Annotated in this window: 21 protein-coding genes; 13 read left to right on the forward strand and 8 right to left on the reverse strand. The window is 65.6% G+C overall.

What is annotated here, in order from left to right:
* Nucleotides 1-8: 8 nt before the first annotated feature.
* The 4 genes from grxC to iolE all read left to right on the forward strand — a co-directional run bounded on the left by grxC (nucleotide 9) and on the right by iolE (nucleotide 3,008).
* Entirely contained in the window at nucleotides 9-269 is a 261-nt protein-coding gene (gene grxC / locus VEIS_RS00205; RefSeq protein ID WP_011807852.1) for a glutaredoxin 3, read from the forward strand.
* Between the two features lie 87 nt (nucleotides 270-356).
* A complete protein-coding gene (gene secB / locus VEIS_RS00210) occupies nucleotides 357-815 on the forward strand; it encodes a protein-export chaperone SecB (protein ID WP_041949686.1) in 459 nt (152 codons plus the stop codon).
* Nucleotides 816-880: 65 nt separating this feature from the next.
* A complete protein-coding gene (locus tag VEIS_RS00215; protein ID WP_011807854.1) occupies nucleotides 881-1,891 on the forward strand; it encodes an NAD(P)H-dependent glycerol-3-phosphate dehydrogenase in 1,011 nt (336 codons plus the stop codon).
* A 190-nt stretch (nucleotides 1,892-2,081) separates the two neighbouring features.
* Nucleotides 2,082-3,008: a myo-inosose-2 dehydratase gene (gene iolE, locus VEIS_RS00220; protein ID WP_011807855.1), complete on the forward strand. Its 927-nt coding sequence runs from the start codon at nucleotides 2,082-2,084 to the stop codon at nucleotides 3,006-3,008.
* Nucleotides 3,009-3,566: 558 nt separating this feature from the next.
* On the opposite strand, the gene mocR is transcribed toward iolE, so the two are convergent.
* Nucleotides 3,567-5,024 (reverse strand): rhizopine catabolism transcriptional regulator MocR, encoded by a 1,458-nt coding sequence (gene mocR, locus VEIS_RS00225; protein ID WP_041949687.1) that lies wholly within the window; start codon nucleotides 5,022-5,024, stop codon nucleotides 3,567-3,569.
* On the opposite strand from mocR, the gene VEIS_RS00230 reads away from it, so the two are divergent.
* The 9 genes from VEIS_RS00230 to VEIS_RS00265 all read left to right on the forward strand — a co-directional run bounded on the left by VEIS_RS00230 (nucleotide 4,944) and on the right by VEIS_RS00265 (nucleotide 12,567).
* Nucleotides 4,944-6,161, forward strand: coding sequence for a substrate-binding domain-containing protein (locus tag VEIS_RS00230; RefSeq protein WP_157048333.1), 1,218 nt, complete (start codon nucleotides 4,944-4,946; stop codon nucleotides 6,159-6,161). The two genes, mocR and VEIS_RS00230, sit on opposite strands and share 81 nt — an antisense overlap.
* Before the next feature lie 48 nt (nucleotides 6,162-6,209).
* Nucleotides 6,210-7,256, forward strand: a complete 1,047-nt coding sequence (locus VEIS_RS00235; RefSeq protein WP_011807858.1) for an ABC transporter permease — start codon at nucleotides 6,210-6,212, stop codon at nucleotides 7,254-7,256.
* A complete protein-coding gene (locus VEIS_RS00240) occupies nucleotides 7,253-7,996 on the forward strand; it encodes an ATP-binding cassette domain-containing protein (RefSeq protein ID WP_011807859.1) in 744 nt (247 codons plus the stop codon). Before VEIS_RS00235 ends, VEIS_RS00240 begins: the two co-directional genes overlap by 4 nt.
* Before the next feature lie 17 nt (nucleotides 7,997-8,013).
* Nucleotides 8,014-8,763, forward strand: coding sequence for a PIG-L deacetylase family protein (locus VEIS_RS00245; protein WP_011807860.1), 750 nt, complete (start codon nucleotides 8,014-8,016; stop codon nucleotides 8,761-8,763).
* Between the two features lie 41 nt (nucleotides 8,764-8,804).
* Nucleotides 8,805-9,752 (forward strand): sugar phosphate isomerase/epimerase family protein, encoded by a 948-nt coding sequence (locus VEIS_RS00250; protein WP_011807861.1) that lies wholly within the window; start codon nucleotides 8,805-8,807, stop codon nucleotides 9,750-9,752.
* Nucleotides 9,753-9,854: 102 nt separating this feature from the next.
* Complete coding sequence (locus tag VEIS_RS00255) at nucleotides 9,855-10,943, forward strand: Gfo/Idh/MocA family protein (RefSeq protein WP_011807862.1); 1,089 nt, start codon at nucleotides 9,855-9,857, stop codon at nucleotides 10,941-10,943.
* Entirely contained in the window at nucleotides 10,943-11,095 is a 153-nt protein-coding gene (locus VEIS_RS25090; protein ID WP_232287803.1) for a hypothetical protein, read from the forward strand. Before VEIS_RS00255 ends, VEIS_RS25090 begins: the two co-directional genes overlap by 1 nt.
* Before the next feature lie 132 nt (nucleotides 11,096-11,227).
* Nucleotides 11,228-11,665 carry a DUF2000 domain-containing protein gene (locus tag VEIS_RS00260; RefSeq protein WP_011807863.1) on the forward strand — a complete coding sequence of 146 codons (438 nt, stop codon included), beginning with the start codon at nucleotides 11,228-11,230 and terminating at the stop codon, nucleotides 11,663-11,665.
* Nucleotides 11,662-12,567, forward strand: coding sequence for a DMT family transporter (locus tag VEIS_RS00265; protein ID WP_011807864.1), 906 nt, complete (start codon nucleotides 11,662-11,664; stop codon nucleotides 12,565-12,567). Before VEIS_RS00260 ends, VEIS_RS00265 begins: the two co-directional genes overlap by 4 nt.
* Here VEIS_RS00265 and VEIS_RS00270 read toward each other — a convergent pair.
* From VEIS_RS00270 to VEIS_RS00300, 7 genes are all read right to left on the reverse strand, one after another.
* Nucleotides 12,557-12,964, reverse strand: a complete 408-nt coding sequence (locus VEIS_RS00270; RefSeq protein ID WP_232287804.1) for a DNA polymerase III subunit beta — start codon at nucleotides 12,962-12,964, stop codon at nucleotides 12,557-12,559. The genes VEIS_RS00265 and VEIS_RS00270 overlap by 11 nt on opposite strands.
* A 114-nt stretch (nucleotides 12,965-13,078) precedes the next feature.
* Nucleotides 13,079-14,251 (reverse strand): Gfo/Idh/MocA family protein, encoded by a 1,173-nt coding sequence (locus tag VEIS_RS00275; RefSeq protein ID WP_011807865.1) that lies wholly within the window; start codon nucleotides 14,249-14,251, stop codon nucleotides 13,079-13,081.
* 133 nt (nucleotides 14,252-14,384) lie between these two features.
* Nucleotides 14,385-15,314 (reverse strand): sugar ABC transporter substrate-binding protein, encoded by a 930-nt coding sequence (locus VEIS_RS00280; protein WP_011807866.1) that lies wholly within the window; start codon nucleotides 15,312-15,314, stop codon nucleotides 14,385-14,387.
* Nucleotides 15,315-15,349: 35 nt separating this feature from the next.
* Nucleotides 15,350-16,441, reverse strand: coding sequence for an ABC transporter permease (locus tag VEIS_RS00285; protein WP_011807867.1), 1,092 nt, complete (start codon nucleotides 16,439-16,441; stop codon nucleotides 15,350-15,352).
* 42 nt (nucleotides 16,442-16,483) lie between these two features.
* Nucleotides 16,484-17,653, reverse strand: coding sequence for an inositol 2-dehydrogenase (gene iolG / locus VEIS_RS00290; RefSeq protein ID WP_011807868.1), 1,170 nt, complete (start codon nucleotides 17,651-17,653; stop codon nucleotides 16,484-16,486).
* 54 nt (nucleotides 17,654-17,707) lie between these two features.
* Complete coding sequence (locus VEIS_RS00295; RefSeq protein WP_011807869.1) at nucleotides 17,708-18,514, reverse strand: TIM barrel protein; 807 nt, start codon at nucleotides 18,512-18,514, stop codon at nucleotides 17,708-17,710.
* A gap of 51 nt (nucleotides 18,515-18,565) precedes the next feature.
* Nucleotides 18,566-19,366, reverse strand: coding sequence for an ATP-binding cassette domain-containing protein (locus VEIS_RS00300; protein WP_011807870.1), 801 nt, complete (start codon nucleotides 19,364-19,366; stop codon nucleotides 18,566-18,568).

The raw sequence follows: 19,366 nt of genomic DNA on the forward strand, positions 1-19,366 counted from the left end.
AGAGCGCCATGCAAGCCGTGAAGATGTACACCACCGCCGTCTGCCCTTACTGCGTCCGGGCCAAACAGCTTCTGAAGGCCAGGGGGGTGGAGCAGATCGAAGAGCTCCGCATCGACGCCGACCCGGCTGCGCGCCAGCAGATGATGGCGCTCACCGGCCGTCGCACGGTGCCGCAGATCTTCATCGGCCAGACGCATGTGGGGGGCTACGATGACCTGGTGGCGCTCGACGGCCGTGGCCAATTGATGCCGCTGCTGGGCGCTGCATAATGCCCGCACCACCCATGTGCCCGCTGCGGGAGCTGCTTGCCCCGGCGGGTTTCGTTTTGCTGCAACCCAAGCCAAGAGACTGTCACCATGGCCGACCAAGACAATCCCGTGTTCCAGATTCAGCGGGTCTACCTCAAAGACCTGTCGCTGGAACAGCCCAACTCGCCCGCCATCTTGTTGGAGCAAGAGCAGCCCAATCTCGACATACAGCTTGGTGTGGAAGCCACCCCGGTGGGCGAAGGCTTTTTTGAAGTGGCCGTGACCGCCACGGTGCAGACCAAGATCAAGGACAAGACCATGTTCCTGGTCGAGGCCAAGCAGGCCGCGATCTTCGAGATCCGCAATGTGCCCGAGGACCAGATGGGCCAGATCATGGGCGTCGTCTGCCCGCAGATCGTCTACCCCTACCTGCGCGGCAATGTGGCCGACGTGATCAACCGCGCCGGCTTCCCGCCGGTGCACCTGGGCGAGATCAACTTCCAGGGCATGTATGAGCAGCAGCAGGCGCAAGCTGCGGGCGCGGCTGCGCCGGTGACCACGCAGTAATTCGCCCGGGTGCCGCCCGCAGGCTCTGCGACCGCCGGCGCCCGATGCCCATGCGCTGATACGCGATGAAAATAATCGTCTCAGGCGCCGGTGCCTGGGGTTGCGCGCTGGCCCTGAGCGCGGCCCGGCACCCCGCAGGCCATGCGGTCACGCTGTGGGCGCGTGATGCCAGCCAGGCCGAGCGCATGCGCGCCGAGCGGCAAAACGCCCGCTACCTGCCCGGCCTGCCCTTTCCCCCCGCTCTCACGCTCGCCAGCGGCGACCTGGCGGCGCTGTGGCCCGGCGCCGACCTGGTCATCGTGGCCACGCCGATGGCCGCGTTGCGCGGCATGTTGCTGGCATTGCACGGCTGCACGGCGCCGGTGGCCTGGCTGTGCAAGGGCTTCGAGGCGGCCACTGGCGCCGAATCCGGCGGTCTGCTGGCGCATGAAGTGCAAGCGCTGGTAGCTCCTCGATTGCTCGCTGGCGCGTTCAGCGGCCCGAGTTTTGCGCAGGAAGTGGCCCTGGGCCAGCCGACGGCGCTGGTCGCCGCCAGCCCCCATGACCGGGTGCGCGCGGCGCTGGTCGGCGCGTTGCACAGCCCCAGCCTGCGCGTGTACGCCAACGAGGACATCGTCGGCGTCGAGGTCGGCGGCGCCGTCAAGAACGTGCTGGCCATTGCCACCGGCCTGTGCGACGGACTGGCGCTGGGGCTCAATGCCCGGGCGGCGCTGATCACCCGCGGCCTGGCCGAGATGACGCGGCTCGGGGTCGCGCTCGGGGCCCGGCCCGAGACCTTCATGGGCCTGTCGGGCCTGGGCGACCTGGTGCTGACCGCCACCGGCGATCTGTCGCGCAACCGGCGCGTGGGCCTGCTGCTGGCCCAGGGCCGGAGCCTGGCCCGGACCCTGGAGTCCTTGGGCCATGTGGCAGAAGGCGTCTACAGCGCCCGCACCGTGGCGCGGCGCGCTGCGTTGCTGGGGGTGGAGATGCCGATCACCCGGGCCGTGGTGGCCTTGCTCGACGGCCGGCTCAGCCCTGCCGATGCCGTCGCGCTGCTGATGGGCCGGGGCCCGGCATCGGAGCTGATGCATTGACCCTGCCGTCCCCGGTTGCAGATTCCCGTCGAAACTGGCTCCCTCGATCTGCGCCGTTCTGGAGCTTGTTTCAGAACCAAGGCCCGCGTATCTTGCGCCCTGACCTTGCCGCGCCGATCGATGGCCCGACCGGGGCGGCCAGCGCGCAGCGCACCATTGCGAACCGGAAACGAGACACAGCTTGCCCATCATGACGGTAAAAATCGGCATCAACCCCATTACCTGGACGAACGATGACATGCCGGAACTCGGCGGCGACACGCCGCTGGAGGTGTGCCTGTCGGAAACCGCACAGGCCGGCTATCGCGGCACGGAGCTTGGCGGAAAGTTTCCGCGCAACAGCCGCGCGCTGGCGGCGGTCTTGGCGCGCCATGGGCTGGAACTGGTCTCCGGCTGGTATGACGGCCGCATTCTCGATCGGTCGGTCGATGAGGAATTTGCGGCTGCCCTGCCGCATCTGAGCTTGCTGCGCGCTGCGGGCGCTGCGCATGTCGTCTATGCCGATACATCGCGTGGACGTCATGGCGGCATTTTCCAGCCGATCTCCAAGCGCCCGAAACTCCAGGCCGATGAATGGGGGGCCTACGGCGCCAAAATCACCGAACTGGCCGAACGCATGGCCGATTTCGGCGTCGGGATGGCATTCCATCACCATATGGGCACGATCGTCGAAACGGACGCGGAAGTCGGCCTTTTGATGCGCCACAGCGGCAAGGCCGTTGGCTTGCTTTTCGACACCGGCCATTGTCTTTTCTCCGGCGGTGATCCGGCCAGCCTGCTCGACCGTCACATCGATCGCGTCGTCCATGTCCATTGCAAGGATGTCCGCCCGGCCATCTTGCAAAAGGCGCGTTCGACGGACATGAGCTTCATGGCCGCCGTGCTCGATGGCATCTTCACCGTGCCGGGCGATGGCGGCGTCGATTTCACGGCACTGCTGACGCAACTGGCACAGCGCGGCTATTGCGGCTGGCTCGTCGTCGAGGCGGAACAGGATCCGAAGAAAGCCAATCCGCTGACCTATGCGACGATGGGCTACCGGAATCTTGAGCGGATGGCCATCGATGCCGGCCTGACCGTGCTCACGGGAGTACCTTCGCGTTCGGCTACGGTGTGAGCGCCTTCGGGCGGCGCTGGCTGGAGACCTTCGCCTTCGGCTGCGGTATGAGCGCCTTCGGGCGGCCGGGCGGCGCGGACTGGAGACCTTCGCCTTCGGCTACGGTGTGAGCCGCCTTCGGGCGGCCGGGCGGCGCTGGCTGGAGACCTTCGCCTTCGGCTGCGGTATGAGCGCCTTCGGGCGGCCGGGCGGCGCGGACTGGAGACCTTCGCCTTCGGCTGCGGTGTGAGCGCCTTCGGGCGGCCGGGCGGCGCGGACTGGAGACCTTCGCCTTCGGCTGCGGTGTGAGCGCCTTCGGGCGGCCGGGCGGCGCGGACTGGAGACCTTCGCCTTCGGCTGCGGTGTGAGCGCCTTCGGGCGGCCGGGCGGCGCGGACTGGAGACCTTCGCCTTCGGCTGCGGTGTGAGCGCCTTCGGGCGGCCGGGCGGCGCGGACTGGAGACCTTCGCCTTCGGCTGCGGTGTGAGCGCCTTCGGGCGGCCGGGCGGCGCTCACGGCCGCCGCCGCGTGGCCCGGCACCATCCAACGGCCACGCTGCGCTTGGGCGTTGCCCGAAGCATCACCCGGCCACCTCCAGCAAAGCCTCGCGCAACTTCTGCATGCCGCTGTCCATGTGCGAAACCGAAGTCGCGGCATAGCCGAGCACCAGCCCATGACGCGGCTTGCCGTGACGGTACTGCATCGATAAAGGCGAGACATGGATGCCGCGCTTCTTCGCAGCCGCCGCAATCGCATGATCATCCAGCCCGTCGCGGCAAAACGCCGTCGTCTGAATGCCGGACTGGCCGGGCGCCCATTGCAGCCACTGCGACAACTGCGCCTCGCCCATCGTGAGAAAAGCCTCGCGCCGCATGGCATACAGCCTGCGCGTGCGGCGCAGATGCTTGGCCATGTGCCCCTCGTTGATGAAATCGAACAAGGCCGCCTGCAACAGCAATGGCGGCACATGGCCGGAAACATTGATCGCCTGCGCAATGCCGGACACCAGACCCGCCGGAAGCACCATGAAGCCAATGCGCAATGCCGGAAACAGCAGCTTTGAAAAAGTGCCGACATAAATCACCCGGCGCGACGCATCGCTGCCCTGCATCGCCGGAATGGGCTGCCCCTGGAAGCGGTACTCGCTGTCGTAGTCGTCCTCGATGATCCATGCGTTGCAACTCTCGGCGATTTCCAGCAGGCGCAGCCGCTGCTCCATGCGCATGGTGGCGCCAAGCGGGTGATGGCAGGAGGGCGTCACGCAAATGACACGCGGGGCCGGACTGGGCCAGCCATCCAGCGACCAGCCGCCGCCATCCACATGCAGCGGCGCCAGCCTGGCACCTGCGACTTCAAAGGCCGACTGCGCGCCAAAATAGCCCGGCTCCTCCATCCACACCGTGTCGCCAGGGTCCAGCAACAAGCGCGCCAGCAAATCGAAAGCGCCTTGCGCGCCGCTGATGATGACAACCTGCTCCGTACTACAGCGCATGCCACGCGCAGCGTTGAGGTAAGACGCGATCGTCTCGCGCAATGGGGGAAAACCCAGCACGTCATAAGTGCCAAACAAGGTATCCCGACCGCTGGCGCCGCGCCTGGCGAGCAGACGGCTCCAGGCCGTGAAAGGAAACTCCTGCGCATCCGGCATGCCCGGGTGGAACGCTGGCTGACCGGCGGCGCCGAAGTAAAAAGGCTCGCCCATCATCATCTCGCCGCGCCTTGAGATCGATGGCCGAAACGGATACGCCCGCTCATCCTCGTGCGACATGGGCCCGCTTGGCAAGTCGACAACGACCGGGCAGGCGGTATGGCGATTGTGCAGGTAACCCTCGGTGATCAACTGCTCATAGGCGGCCACCACGGTGTTGCGCCCAATCGCCAAATCTTTGGCCAGCTGTCGCGTCGAAGGCAGCGCGCTGCCCGGCGCCAGAATCCGCCCGGAAATCAGCCGGCGCAATTGCTCATAGAGCTGCCGCTTGAGCGTCGACTTGAGCGCCGCATCCAGCACGATAGCGTCGAGCGAGTTGATTTTCTTCAAATCTGGCCCCTTCAAAATGTCCATTACTGGACCTTGTTGTGGGGCCAATTGTTGCATAAGCTGGTTTGGAGGCCGCGCCCTGTACCGAGTCTGTCACTGAAATCTCATCTATCGACGAACCGCCCCGGTTCCGTAATGAACGAGGATCATCAAATGACATCTGCCCGCACCCGCACACCCCGGCGCTGTCTGGCGCTGGCTGCCCTTGCCTTGGCTGCCCTTGCTGCCCCGGTCGCGCTGGCGCAGGGGAAAAAGGAAACCATTTACTTCGTTGGCATCGCCAGCCCTGCCGATCCGTTCCACGGCGTCATTGCGCGTGGCGCCGAGCAGGCGGGCAAGGATTTGGGGGTCCATGTCGTCTATATCTTTCCCGACAAGGTGACGCTGACCGACTACAACGCCAAGATCGAGCAGGCCATTGCCGCTCAGCCGCAGGGTATCGTCATCCTTGGCATCGATGAGAAAGGTTCCCGGCCGCTGGCGCAGCGGGCCAGGGAGTTGGGCATCCGGCTGGGCTTCAATCCGGCCCCGCCGGTCAAGGACAAGCCGCTGCGCACGCCGGACGATCTCTATGTCAGCCGCGTCGGTTCCGATGAGTATTCCGCCGGGCGCGCTGCTGCCGAACGGCTGTTGACGGAGAAGGTGAAGGGCAAGGTGGTGTGCGGCATTCAGATTCCCGGCGATCTGACGCTATCGACCCGTTGCCAGGGCGTGTCCGAGCGCTTGAAGGAGGCTGGCATCAAGACCGCGATCATCGAGATTGCCAATGAGCCGGGGCAGGCGGCGGAGTTGTTGGCGACTTATTTGCGCGCCAACCCGGACACCGGCGCGGTCATCACGCTGGGCGGCCCGCCGAATGCCGGCGCGCGCGAGGCCAGGAAGGCGGCCAAGCGTCCTGATCTGCTGCTCGGCGGCTTCGATATGGATGCCGCAACGCTGCAAAGCATCGTCGACAAGGACATGCTGTTTACCGTTGACCAGCAACCGTTCTGGCGCGGCTACATTCCTGTTCTCGGCATTACGCACCACCTGCGCTACGGTTTGCAGCAGGCGAATTACTTTCTCTCCGGCCCCAGCATCGTCGATGCCGCCAATGCCAGGGCTGCGCTCAAACTCTCCAGGGATGGCGTGCGCTGAGCCGCCCCCGAGCGGTTGCCCCAGACCACACCACAGGACCGGATTCCGATGGGCACGTCAACGCCGCTGCCGCGCTTCCTGATGCGGCTGCGCTCGCTGCTGTTGCGGGCGGAGACGGCTGCCGCTGCGGCCTGCCTGATGACCTTGGTCGGTTTTTCCATCGCCAGCCCGCTGTTTCTGAGCAAGGAGAGCCTGATCAGCATCACCAATCTGGTGGCCGAGCTTGGCATCATCAGCATCGGCGTCACGCTGCTGATGATCGGCGGCCACATCGATTTGTCGGTCGGCGCGGTGGTGGGCATCTCGTCTTACATGACGGTGTATTTTTCTTCGATCGGGCTGCCGCCTGCGCTCGCATTCCTGGGCGCGCTGGCCATCTCCGCCGCGCTGGGCCTGGTCAACGGCTTGCTCGTCATGCGCACCGGCCTTGGCTCTTTCATCGTGACGCTGGGCACCATGCATGTCTTTCGCGGCCTGCTGACGGCCTGGACTGGCGGCTTTCCCGTCTCCAGCGACATCGCCGAGCCGATGCGCTCCATCGTGTCGGGCGCCCTGCTGCCGGGCGGCTTTCGCATGTCGCTGGTCTGGTTTGCCATGCTGGTGCTGGGGGCGACCTTCACGCTGCTGCGCACCCGCTTCGGCAACTGGACTTATGCGATTGGCCAGAACCCGGAGGCGGCGCGCAATCTCGGCGTTCCGGTCGAGCGCACCACGGTCGCGCTGTTCGTGCTGTGCTCGCTGTGCGGCGGCATTGCCGGGATTGTCCAGGTTGCGCGCTTCCAGTCGGTGGACGCGCTGCGCGGCGAGGGCGCGGAGTTGCTGGCCATCGCCATCACCGTGATCGGCGGCACGCTGCTGACCGGCGGCTATGGCAGCGCGATCGGCTCGATGTTTGGCGCGCTCATCTTCGGCATGGTCCAGGTCGGGCTGGTGCTGGTTGGCGCGCCGGGCTATTACTTCAAGACCCTGGTCGGCGCAACCCTGGTCGGCGCGGTGCTGGTCAACCAGAGCTTCTCCAAACTGGTCGCGTCGGGCGGCTTTTTGAAGTCGAAAGCCGCGCGCAAACCCTCCCCGCCCGCCAGGAGCCAGCGATGAAACAGGCCGTTCTCGAAGCGCGCAATATCTGGAAATCCTACGGCCCGGTGCCCATCCTCGAGGACGTGTCCATCGAGGCCCACGCCGGGCGTGTGCTGGTGCTGCTGGGCGACAACGGCGCGGGCAAATCGACGCTGATCAAGATTCTCAGCGGCGTCACCGCGCCCAGCGCAGGCGCGCTGCTGATGGATGGCCAGCCGGTATCCTTCCAGACGCCCAGGGATGCGCGCCAGCGTGGCATTGCCACGGTGTTCCAGGACCTGGCGGTCTGCAATCTGCTGTCGATCACGCGCAATGTCGTTCTTGGCCGCGAGCCGATGAAGCGCTTTGGCCCGTTCCGATGGATGGACATGAAGAAGGCCGAGGAGCAAACCCGGCAGGCCTTTGCGGTGCTGGGCGTGAATGTGGGCAGCGACATGGGCCGACCGGCTGCCGCGCTGTCCGGCGGCCAGCGCCAGTCGCTGGCGATTGCCCGCGCCATGCTGTTCGGCTCGACCTGCCTGATTCTTGACGAGCCCACTTCGGCGCTGGCCGTGCGCCAGGCGCATGGCGTGCTCGACCAGATCAAGGCCGCTGCGGCGGCCGGGCAGGCGGTCATCTTCATCACCCACAACTTCCATCACGCCCTGCTGGTGGGCGATGAGGTGGTGGTGCTCGGCAACGGCAAGGTGATGGCCCATTTCAACACCGGCGAGACCAGTCTGGAAGAACTGACCAGGCTGGTCTCCATGCTGCACTGACGACCCAGGGAGCCGCCATGCCACACCCGCGCATTGCAAGCGTCGTCGCCGTCGAGCCGCATCCCGACGATGTGGAGATTCTCTGCCTGGGCACCTTGTTGAAACTCAAGCAAGAAGGCACCCGGCTGACCATCGTGTGCGTGACGAATGGCGACAAGGGGTCGGGCAACCAGCCTGATCTTCCCTACCCGGAAGTTGCCGCGATGCGCTTTCGCGAGGCGTCCTCGGTGGCGGCGGCGCTCGGCGCGGAGTTCATCAATCTGGGCGCGGAAGACGAGTATCTCTACGACACCCCCGAACTGCGCAATGCGCTGGCCGCCGTGTTTCGCCGCGCCAAGGCCGATGTGGTGCTGGCGCCCTCGCCCCATTGCTACCAGACCGACCACACCATTGCCTCCGAAATCGCATTCCAGGCGGCGCATCTGTCGGCCCTGCCGCAACTGCGCATCACGCCGCCCGCACTGCCCGCGCTGCCCGCACTGCCAAGTGCGCCGGCAATGTACTACTACGACACCCTCCCCGGCCTCGACTTCGAGCCCTCCTTTTATGTCGACATCTCCGGCCAGATGGCGCGCAAGCAGGAACTGGCGCGCATGCACACGAGCCAGATGGCCAGCATGAAATCGCAGTCCGACTGGGACCTGGTCGAAGCCATTGAAGTGCTCGGGCGCATGCGCGGCCTGCAAAGCGGCACGCGCTACGCAGAAGCCTTCCGCCTTTGTGCCCGCTACCCGCGGCTGAAGGCGTGGACGCAATTTCCGGCCTGATCGCTCCCTGAATACCCCCTGACTTCCACGAAAGAGATGCCATGAAAATTGGCCTGTTGACAGATAGCCTGGGCGCGTTGCCCCTGGACGAGGTTCTGCAAGAATCTGCCGCGCTGGGCGTGCAAAGCGTCGAATTCGCTTGCGGCAACTGGTCGAGCGCGCCGCATATCCAGCTCGATCGGATGCTGGACGACAGCGCCCACCGCGCCAACTTCCTCGCCCGCTTGAGCGACCATGGGCTGGCGATTTCTGCGCTCAATTGCTCCGGCAACCAGTTGCACCCGGGGCCGAGCGGCAAGGCGCACCACCAGGTCGTCGAAAAGACGATAAGGCTGGCCGCGCTGCTCGAGGTCGAGCGCGTGGTCATGATGTCCGGCCTGCCCGGAGGACCGGGCGACGCCAACCCGAACTGGATCACCACCGACTGGCCGGCAGAGTGCCTGCGCATTCTCGAGCATCAATGGCAAGAGGTGCTGATTCCATACTGGCAGCGACTGGTCGAGTTTGCCAACCACCAAGGCATCCGCAAACTGTGCCTCGAACTGCACGGGCACCAGGCCGTCTACCACCCCGCCAGTTTCTGGCGCCTGCGCGAAGCCGTGGGCAACACCGTCGGCGTCAATTACGACCCCAGCCACCCGATGTGGATGGCAGCCGACCCCATCGCCGCCGTGCGCGCATTGGGCGACGCCATCTACCATGTGCACGCCAAGGACACCCGCATCGAAACCGTCCCGGCGGGCATCGACGGCATGCTCGAAACCCGCGCAGCCAGCCAGGTCGCGCAGCGCTCCTGGAACTACGTCACGCTCGGCTACGGCCACGGCGAAGCGTGGTGGAAACAGTTCCTCGCCGCCCTGCACATGAGCGGCTATGACGACGTTCTGTCCATCGAGCACGAAGACATGGCCATGTCGCCGCTGGAAGGCGTGCGCAAATCGGTGCGGCTGCTGCAAAACTGCGCCGTCAATCTGAAAAACCAGGGATGAAGGCGCAAGGATGAAAAAAACTGCTCCGTGGTAGCGGGCGGCAGGACAGGTTTCATCCTTCATCCTTCATCCTTCATCCTTCATCCTTGAAGAAAGCCCGGCATGAGCAGAGTAAAAGTTGGCGTCATTGGCGCAGGCACCATTTCGCAGGTCGAGCATGTGCCCAATCTGATACGCCTGCGCGACAAGTTCGAACTGGTTGGCATTGCCGACCCCTCGAAGACCGCGCGCGATTTCATCACCGCAAGCTACGGCGTGAAAGGCTTCGAGACGCCCGAAGCCCTGTTCGGCGAACCACTCGATGCGGTCGTCATCGGCTCGCCCGACATGCTGCACCACGAGCAGGTGCTGGCGGCGCTCGATCTTGGGCTGCATGTATTCTGCGAAAAGCCCCTGTGCTATTCGCCGGAGGAGATCGACGACATCATCGCCGCGCGCAACGAGGCGGGCAAAGTGGTGCAGGTCGGCTACATGAAACGCTTCGACCCGAACTACCAACTGGCGCTACAGCACTTGCCAGGCACGGCCCAAACCCTGCGCTATATCTCGGTCGAGGTCAACGACCCGGACGCCTGGCCCTTCATCCGGCACCATGCCACCGGGCGCGGCACGGACATTGCGCGCAGCATGATCGAGGCCGCCGCAGCCAAACAAAAAACGCAAATCGCCCGCGCCATCGGCCACCAGGCCAACGCCGCCACGGTGCGCGGTTTTGCCACGGCCTACGCTTCGGCCCTGGTGCATGATGTCAACGCCGTGCATGGCATGCTCGACGTGCTCGGCGTGCCGGACGGCAAAATCGTCGGCGCAGAAATTTTCGCCAACGGCGACGGCGGCCAGGGCGCGGTGCGCCTGCTCGACGGCCAGGCCCTGTGGAACATGGCGCACCTGAGCGTGCCCGCGCTGGCCGACTACAAGGAGCGCATCACGCTGTTCTTCGACGATGCGATCATGGCGCTTGAATTCCCCTCGCCCTGGCTGAACCACCAGCCGACACGGGTGACGGTGAAAAAATCCGACGGCCACACCCTGTCCCGAACCGAATTGCGCGCCGGTTTCGAAGAAGCCTTTGTCGAGGAGATGATTGGCTTCTGGGGCGCCATCGTGAACGGCGACAAGGTGCGCAACCCGGCCGAGGATGCGCGCCGGGATCAGGCTTTGTTGTGCGGGTTGGGCAGGATGGCACACTAGTGTCGCGTCACCGATCATCTGTCGGTCTGCGCTGGCCATCGAAGCGCATCGCGGCGTTGCATCGCTTGCCAATACAGCTCGGTATGGGCTGCGCGATGCGCCTTGCGCTACGCTCCGATGGCTACGCGCAGCCTACGACATCTGATCGGTGACGCGACACTAGAGGTCTCTTCGGCTCGCCGCGCCAGCGGCCGACATTCCGCTGATTTACCTGGACCGGAACCACGAATAGCGACGACGAGGAGATTTCATGGGTTCCTTGCCAGCAACTTTTGCTTGAAAACATGGCCTACGAAAACAACGAAATGAAATTTGTGGCGGTTGTCAACCGCAAGCACTCACTTGCGTCCATCCTGAATGCGCTGGCACACACCGCGTTTGGCTTGTCCGGGAAAGGCGTAAACCCCGAGCACTTGCTCGACTACTCCAATAGTGCCAGCGGCTTTCTGGCAAAAATCGATGAGTATCCATTCATCATTCTCGATGCCAAGAACAGCAACCAACTGCAAACGCTCGTTTCAAGCGTGATGTCGAACCAGCGAATTGCTTACAACGTATTCACGACTTCGATGATCGGCACTTGCGCTGAGGCCCAGTTGAAGGCAACGCGCGAAGCGCTCAACGACGGGCTTGATTTTGTTGTCGTTGTCCTCTTCGGGGCCCGCGAGGATGTGGATCCCCTGACCAGGAAATTTTCACTCACCAAAGGCGAAATGCCATGAACCAAGCGCTTTCCCGGCCTGCCGCCTCTGTCGAAATGCAGGCGTATCTTTTGGGCCTGATGTCGGTGGCCGCGTTCGCGCTGACGTTGCCCTGCGCCAAGGTCTTGGCCGGCCCGTTGAGTGCGATGCAGATCGGCCTGTTCCGTTCGATGTTGGCGGCGTTGGCGGCGTTGCCTATCCTGTGGTTCACCCGCTCGGCGCGGCCCAATGCCTCGCAGGTCAAGCGCCTGCTGCTGCTGTCGCTGGGCATCGTCTATGGTTTTCCTATCCTCACGGCGGTCGGCATGCGCTATGTGCCGGTCGGCCATGGCGGCGTGGTGCTGGCCGCGTTGCCGCTGGCGACCGCGATTTTCGGCAGCCTGATCACCAAAGACCGCCCGCCGTTGTTGTTCTGGCTGGCTTCGATCGGGGGTTTCGTGGCCGTGGCGCTGTTTGCGGCGTGGCGCAGTGGTATCGGCGGTGGTTTTTACCTCGGCGACTTGGCGCTACTGGGCGCAGTGGCGCTGGCCGGTTTTGGCTATGCCCAGGGCGGCGCCCTGTCCAAGGAGATGCAGGGATGGGAAGTGATGTGCTGGGCGCTGGTGCTGAACCTGCCGGTGCTGCTGCCGCTGTCGCTGCTGTATTTCAACGCGGCAGACTTTGCCGGTTTTGGCTCGGTGTCATGGGCGGCGCTGGCATTCCTGGCGTTCGTGAACTCGTTGCTCGGTTTTTTCTCCTGGAACCGGGCGCTGGCTTTGGGTGGCATACAGCGCATCAGCCAACTACAGTTGCTACAGCCTTTTTTCACCTACGGCTACTCGATCATCCTGATGGGCGAAGCCTTCGACCCGCTGGCGCTGCTGATCTGCGTTGCGGTCATCGGCTTGGTCGTCGTATCGAAACGCGCCCTGCTCAAGCACTGAAGATCCGGCAGGGCCGCCACCGGTGCATGCGGCGGCTCGGGCGGCGGCCTGCCGTCCGCACAACCGGATCCCCTTGCGCCCGATGTTGCGCAGCAAGGCGGGGTTGGCATGGTTCTCCGGGTGCTCCCCCTTCATCGCGCCAGATCGGAAGCGGAAAGATGAGGATGCCGGTTTCGAGCAGCACATCAAAGGCGACATCGGCCATGTCCAGTTTCGCGGACAGCAGGCGTCGATGTTCTCCGCGCAACAGAACGGCCACATCCCGCATCACTGTCCGGGCGGTGCGTGCCACGGGCACGGCTGCCATAGAGGATGGCCCCCGCCATGTCGCAGGACGGGCGATCGAGGCCAGGAGCGGCGGACGGCGGATGGCGGCGTCATGGTCGATGCGATGCATGCGAACGCCACGATGCGCCATCGATGTCTGCCGACGGTGCCGGACACGACACTGCGGCATATCGATGCATGGGCCGCCCGGCAGAACAGATGCGCGGCCTTTTCGATGGTTCCGTCAGCGGTAGTCGACCCAGACACCGCCGGCGTCGGCCGAACGCACGCAGTTTTCCACCCAGCGCACACCCTCGAGGCCGGCGTGGATGTCCGGGTAGCGGATGCCGGACAGGGCTTTTGCGTCGCGCCGGTCGGTCGCGTCCATGGCCAGCGCGAAGCGGTAGTAGAGGTTGGACCAGGCCTCGAACAGCCCTTCCGGGTGGCCGGCGCCAATGCGGTCATCGTGCAGCGCGTCCGGATGCAGGTAGTCCATGCCGCGTTCGAGCACCTGCGCCGGCTGGCCCTGGATTTCGTAGCGCAGTTGGTTCGGCCGTTCGTCCCACCATTGCAGACTTGCGTTGGCGCCGATGACGCGGATCTGCTGGCCGTGCATGGAGCCGGCGTTGACCGCGCAAGACCACAGATAGCCGATCGCGCCGCCGGCGTACTGCATGATGGTGAAGGCGTTGTCCTCCAGCGGGGCGCGGCTCTGGACGAAGCTCTGGCGCGAGCACAGCAGCCGTTCGATCTTGAGCTCGGGCAGCATCAGCGTGCTGATGTACAACGGGTGCGTGCCTATGTCGCCCAGCACGTAGCTCGGGCCGGCGAACTTCGGGTCCACGCGCCAGCGTGTCGAGGGGTTGGCGGCCTCTACCGCCGTGCTGTGAAAACCGTGGGAGAACTGCATCTGCACGATGCGGATCTGGCCCAGGTCGCCACGGGCGATCATCGCGCGCGCTTGCTCGATCAGCTGGTGGCCGGAGTATCCGTAGGTGACCCCGACGATCTTGTTCTTCGCGCCCGACAGCGCCAGCAGTTCCCGCGCCTGTGCGCTGGTAAAGCACAGCGGTTTTTCGCAGACCACATGCAGCCCGGCGTGCAGCGCGGCCTGGCAGATCTCGAAGTGGGTGTCGTTGGGCGTGGCCACCGATACCGCGCGGATGCCGTCCGGGCGGCGCGCCTCGGCCTCGAACAGCGCCCGGTAGTCGGCATGGCAGCGCTCGGCGCTGACCCCGAGCCGCTGGCCGAATTGGCGGCCGCGCTCGGCGTCGATGTCAAAGGCGCCGGCGACGAGCGCAAAGCTGCCGTCGCGCAGCGCGGCCGAGCGGTGGATATAGCCGATCTGGCTGCTTTGTCCGCCCCCGACCAGGCCCCAGGGGATGGGCTGGCCGAGCGCAATTTCTCCGTTGATCATGGTGCATGTTCTCCTTGAATGCGTTGGGTTCTGCTTCAGACACGCCCCGCAATGGCCCGTAGTGGCCCGTAGTGGCCCGTAGTGGCCCGCAATGCGCGGCTGGCCGCACGGCGTGCCGGCGGGTGCGTCGCGCTCAGTTCTTGCCCAGGTATTTGTCGATGTTGGCGGGGGTCACCAACTCGAACGGCACCCACAGCTTCGACGGCACGGGCTGGCCCCGGATGAGCTTCAGGGCGGCATCGACCGCACCCCGACCCTGCCCGATGGCGTCCTGGAACACGGTCACCTTCAACTCGCCGGCCTTCATCGCCGCCAGCGCGTCCTGCGTGGCATCGATGCCGGCGACCACGACCGTATCGAGCTTGCGCGCGGCCTTGAGCGCCTGTATCGCGCCGATCGCCATCTCGTCGTTGTTGGCGATCACGGCATCGACCGGAATGCCGGCGGTGATCCAGTTGGTCATCAGGTTTGCGCCTTTGACGCGGCTCCAGTCGGCAGATTGCTCGGCCACGATCTTTATGGCCTGGCATGGCGGCTTGGCGATCACCTCCCTGACATCCTGCGTGCGCTGGATGGCCGACTGGTTCGACAGGTCGCCGATCATCACCGCCACGCGGCCCTTGCCGCCGAGCAGCCGGCAGACCTCGCGGGTTTGCAGGGTGCCCGAGTCGGCCTCGTCGGAGCCGACGAACACCACCTTGGGTGGCAGCTTGCCCTCGGCCGGCGGATGGTTCACATACACCAGCGGGATGCCGGCGGCGCTGGCCAGTTGGGTCATCCTCGGGGTCGCCTGGGTGTCTACGGTCACGACGATGATGGCGTCGACCTTTTGGGCAATGAAGTTCTGGATCTGGTTGAGCTGGCGCGCGATGTCGTCCTGCGCGTCGTGCAGTTTCAGATCCAGCCCTTTCTGGCTGGCCGCATAGGTGCTCATGCCGCGACTGACCAGCGACAGCCAGGGGCCGGTGTTGGCAACGGACACGGCAATGCGCTGGGCCTGTGCCGCCGGCGCGAGCCACAGACAGGCACAGACGACCGCCACGGGGAGCAGGCGTATTCTCACAACAGGTCTCCTGAAAGCGGCGCTGCGGCCAAGGCTCAGCCGCGTCGTTTCTGGTTGCGGTATTGATCGGCGATCACGGCCGCGACGATGATGGCGCCCTTGACCATCTCCTGGTAGTAGGCGTCGATGCGGATGAAGGTAAAGCCCGAGGTCATCACGCCCAGGATCAGCACGCCGATCACGGTGCCGGTGATGCGCCCGAGACCGCCGGCGGTCGAGGTGCCGCCAATCACCACGGCGGCAATCGCGTCGAGCTCGTACATCACCCCCATGCCGGACTGGCCGGAGATGGCGCGCGCGGCGGTGACGGTGCCGGCGATGCCGCTGAGCACGCCCGCGACCATGTAGACCCAGACCAGGTGGTGCCTGACGTTGATGCCCGAGACGATGGCCGCCTGGCGGTTGGCGCCAATCGCGTAGGTGAATTTGCCAAAGCGCGTGTAGCGCAGCACGACGTGGAAGATCACGGCAATCAGCACGAAGATCAGCACCGGGTTGATGCCCGCGCCGATGGCCGCGAAGTCGTCGGTCAGCATCGACACCGGCGTGCCGTTGGTGAACCATTTGGCAAACCCGCGCACCGCCACCATCGTGCCCAGCGTGGCGATGAATGGCGGGATGGCGGTGAAGGCCACCAACGAGCCGTTGATCAGCCCGACCAGCAGCCCCACGGTGACGCCGGCCAGGATCGGCCAGATCAGCGGCAGGTCGGTCAGTTGCGGAAACACCGCGCGCGGAAAGTCCGCCACCTGCGCCAGGCTGGCCGAGACCACGGCGGCGGCGGCGACCACCGATCCGGAGGACAGGTCTATGCCGCTGGTGATGATCACCAGATTCACGCCCACGGCGATGATGCCGATCACCGCCATCTGCAGCACGATGATCTGCAGCCGTTGCGGGTTCAACAAAAAGCTCTGGCCCACCACGACCCAGCCCACGGCCTCGAAGAACAGGCCAATGCCCGCCAGCACCAGCAAGGTGCTCCACTCGGGCGGCCATTTGCGCTGGCGCATCGTGCCGGGCGTGCCGGGCGTGCAGGGCGTGGTGGCCGCCTGCGCGCCCGGGCCAGGATTGGCGCCGTGCGCGCCTGCGGCCGGATCCGGCGCGCCCATGTCCGTTGTCTTCATGTCTTGTCTCCGGATGCCGGACGACGGCCTGCGCGCCTGGTTTCAGGCGCTCGCCGGAGCGCCTTCGCCTGCGGGCGGCCGGGCGGCGCTCATTGGAAGACCTTCGCCTTCGGCTGCGGTGTGAGCGCCTTCGGGCGGCCGGGCGGCGCTCGCTGGGATACCTTCGCCTTCGGCTGCGGTGTGAGCGCCTTCGGGCGGCCGGGCGGCGCTCACGGGCCGTCCGCCATCGAGTTGCACGGTCTTGCCGCTGTGGCACGACAGGGTTGCCGCTTGCGCCAGCGCCAATGCATTCACGCCGTCTTGCAGCGTCACCGGATAGTCGGTCCCGGCGGTCACTGCGTCGATGAAGGCGCGCCACTCGGCGGCGTAGGCTTGCATGTAGCGTTCGAGGAAGAAGTATTCCGGCTTGGCGCTGTGTGCGCCTGCGCTGGTGATCCGGGTCAGCGTGTTTTCCAGCACATTGCCGACCGACAGCAGGCCGGTGGCGCCCAGCAGTTCCACCCGCTGGTCATAGCCGTAAGCGGCACGCCGGCTGTTCTTGATGACGGCCATCCGGCCATCGGCAAAGCCGAGCGTGATCACGGCGGTGTCGACATCGCCCTCGGCGCCAATGGCCGGGTCGATGATGCTGGCGCCCAGCGCGGTGACCGACACCGGGAGCGCGGCGAAGAGCCAGCACGCCATGTCCAGGTCATGGATGGCCATGTCGCGAAACAGTCCGCCGGAGCTTTTGACATAGCTCGCCGGCGGCGGCGCCGGGTCGAACGACGTGATCGACAACAACTCCCCCTTGCCGATGTCGCCGGCGTCGAAGGCGCGCTTGAGCGCGGCAAAGTGCGGATCGAAGCGGCGGTTGAAGCCGATCATCACCGGCCGGCCGGCTTGGGCCGCCACTGCCTGGCAGGCCAGCGCGCGGTCGAGGTCCAGGTCCACCGGCTTTTCGCACAGCACGGCCTTGCCGGCATGCACCGCCGCTTCGATCAGCGCCGCATGGGTGTCGGTGGAGGTGGCGATCAGTACCGCATCGATGCCGGGGTCGGCGATGATCTCTTGCGCCGACCGGGCCTTGGCCCCGCAGGTGGCAGCCAGTTGCTGCGCCGCTTGCGCGTTGATGTCAGCGACGGCCAGCAACTGGCTGCGCTGATCGGCAACGATGCTCCTGGCGTGCACCTTGCCGATACGGCCGGCGCCGAGCAGACCCACTTTGATCATGGCGGACTCCTGAAGAAACGAGATGGTTGAAAGGGTCGAAGGGATTGCAAGGGTTCAGACGCCGGCCACGCCAGCGCCCTGGACCGTGAAAGCGCGCTGGAAGGCTTGCAGTGCCGCCTCAGGCTCGCCGCTGGCGTATGCCTCCAGCGCCACCGGGCCACGGTAGCCCAGCGCGTGCAGTGCGCGCGCAACGCCGGCATAGTTGATTTCGCCACTGCCCGGCTCTTGGCGGCCAGGCACGTCGGCCACTTGCACCTCGCCGATCCAGGGCAGGCAGCGGCGGCACAGATCGATCAGGTTGCCTTCACCGATTTGCGCGTGGTACAGGTCCAGATTCAGGCGCAGGCGCGGATGGTTCACCGCCGAGACCAGGGCCAGGGTGTCGGCGGCCCGGGCGAACGGAACGCCGGGGTGATCGACGGACCGGTTCAGGTTCTCCAGCGTGAAGCACACCTCTTGCTGCTCGGCCAGGTCGGCAATGCGGGCCAAGGTGTCGCGGGCCTTGATCCACATCGGGCCGGTGACCACATCGCAGGGCGTGACCGGCAAACCGTCCGCACCGAGGCCGGTGCCGTGCAGGTTCAGCCGGGCCACGCCCAGGCGCTTGCCGACCTGCGCCGTCTCGCGGGCCGTGCGCAGCAGTTCGGCAGCGCCTTCGTCGTCCGCAAGACGGCCGCGCAGATAGCCGTTCATGATGGAAAAGCGCGCGCCCGAGCGCTCCAGCAGCGCCAGATCATGGTCGGGCCAGTTCCACAGGCCGACCTGGAACCCCATTTCGGTCAGGCGCTTGACGCGCCACAGCATCGGTTTGTCGCGCCACAGCATTTCGGCGCAGGCGGCCAATTCAAAAGATCGTTGCATGGGTTTCGTCCTCATTCCTGCGCGCACCGTGGCCGCATCGTTGCTTGTCGATCACACCGTGCCGCCCAGCGAGCCATCGAGCGTGGCCAGTTCCTGGCCGCTGGCCATCAGGTTTTGCAACTGCTCGGCCGTGATCTCGCTGCGCGTTGCGGTGCCCAGGGTCCGGCCCCGGTCGAGCACGGTAAAGCGGTTGCCCACGGCCATCGCATGGCGCACGTTGTGGGTGATGAAAATGACGCCGACATCCAGCTTGCGCACCCGGTCGATCGTGGCCAGCACGTTGGCGGTCTGGCGCACCCCCAGCGCCGAGGTCGGCTCGTCCAGGATCAGCACCTTGGCGCCAAAATAAACCGCGCGCGCAATGGCCACGCACTGGCGCTCGCCGCCGGACAAGGTGCCCACGGCCTGCTCGGGCTCACGCAGCCGGATGCCCATCCGCTGCATCTCGGCCATCGTGACCTGGTTCGCCTGCCGGATGTCGAAGCGTTTGAACGGCCCCCAGCCTTTGGTCGGCTCGCGGCCCATGAAGAAGTTGCGCGTCACCGACATCAGCGGAATCATCGCCAGGTCCTGGAACACGGTGGCAATGCCGGCATTCATGGCCTGGCGCGGACTTTCCAGCACCACCTCGGCGCCGTTGACCAGCATGGTTCCGCCCGAGGGCTTGTGCACGCCGGACATGGTCTTGATGAAGGTCGATTTGCCGGCGCCGTTGTCCCCGAGCAGGCAGTGGCATTCGCCCGCATGGATGGAAAACGAAACGCCGGACAGGGCGATGATGTTGCCGAAGCGCTTTTCGATCGCGCGCATCTCGACCAATGGCTGGGGCTGGGGCTGGGCGGCTGCGGTCAT

The sequence above is a fragment of the Verminephrobacter eiseniae EF01-2 genome, from assembly GCF_000015565.1.
GTDB classification, from domain to species: Bacteria; Pseudomonadota; Gammaproteobacteria; order Burkholderiales; family Burkholderiaceae_C; genus Acidovorax; species Acidovorax eiseniae.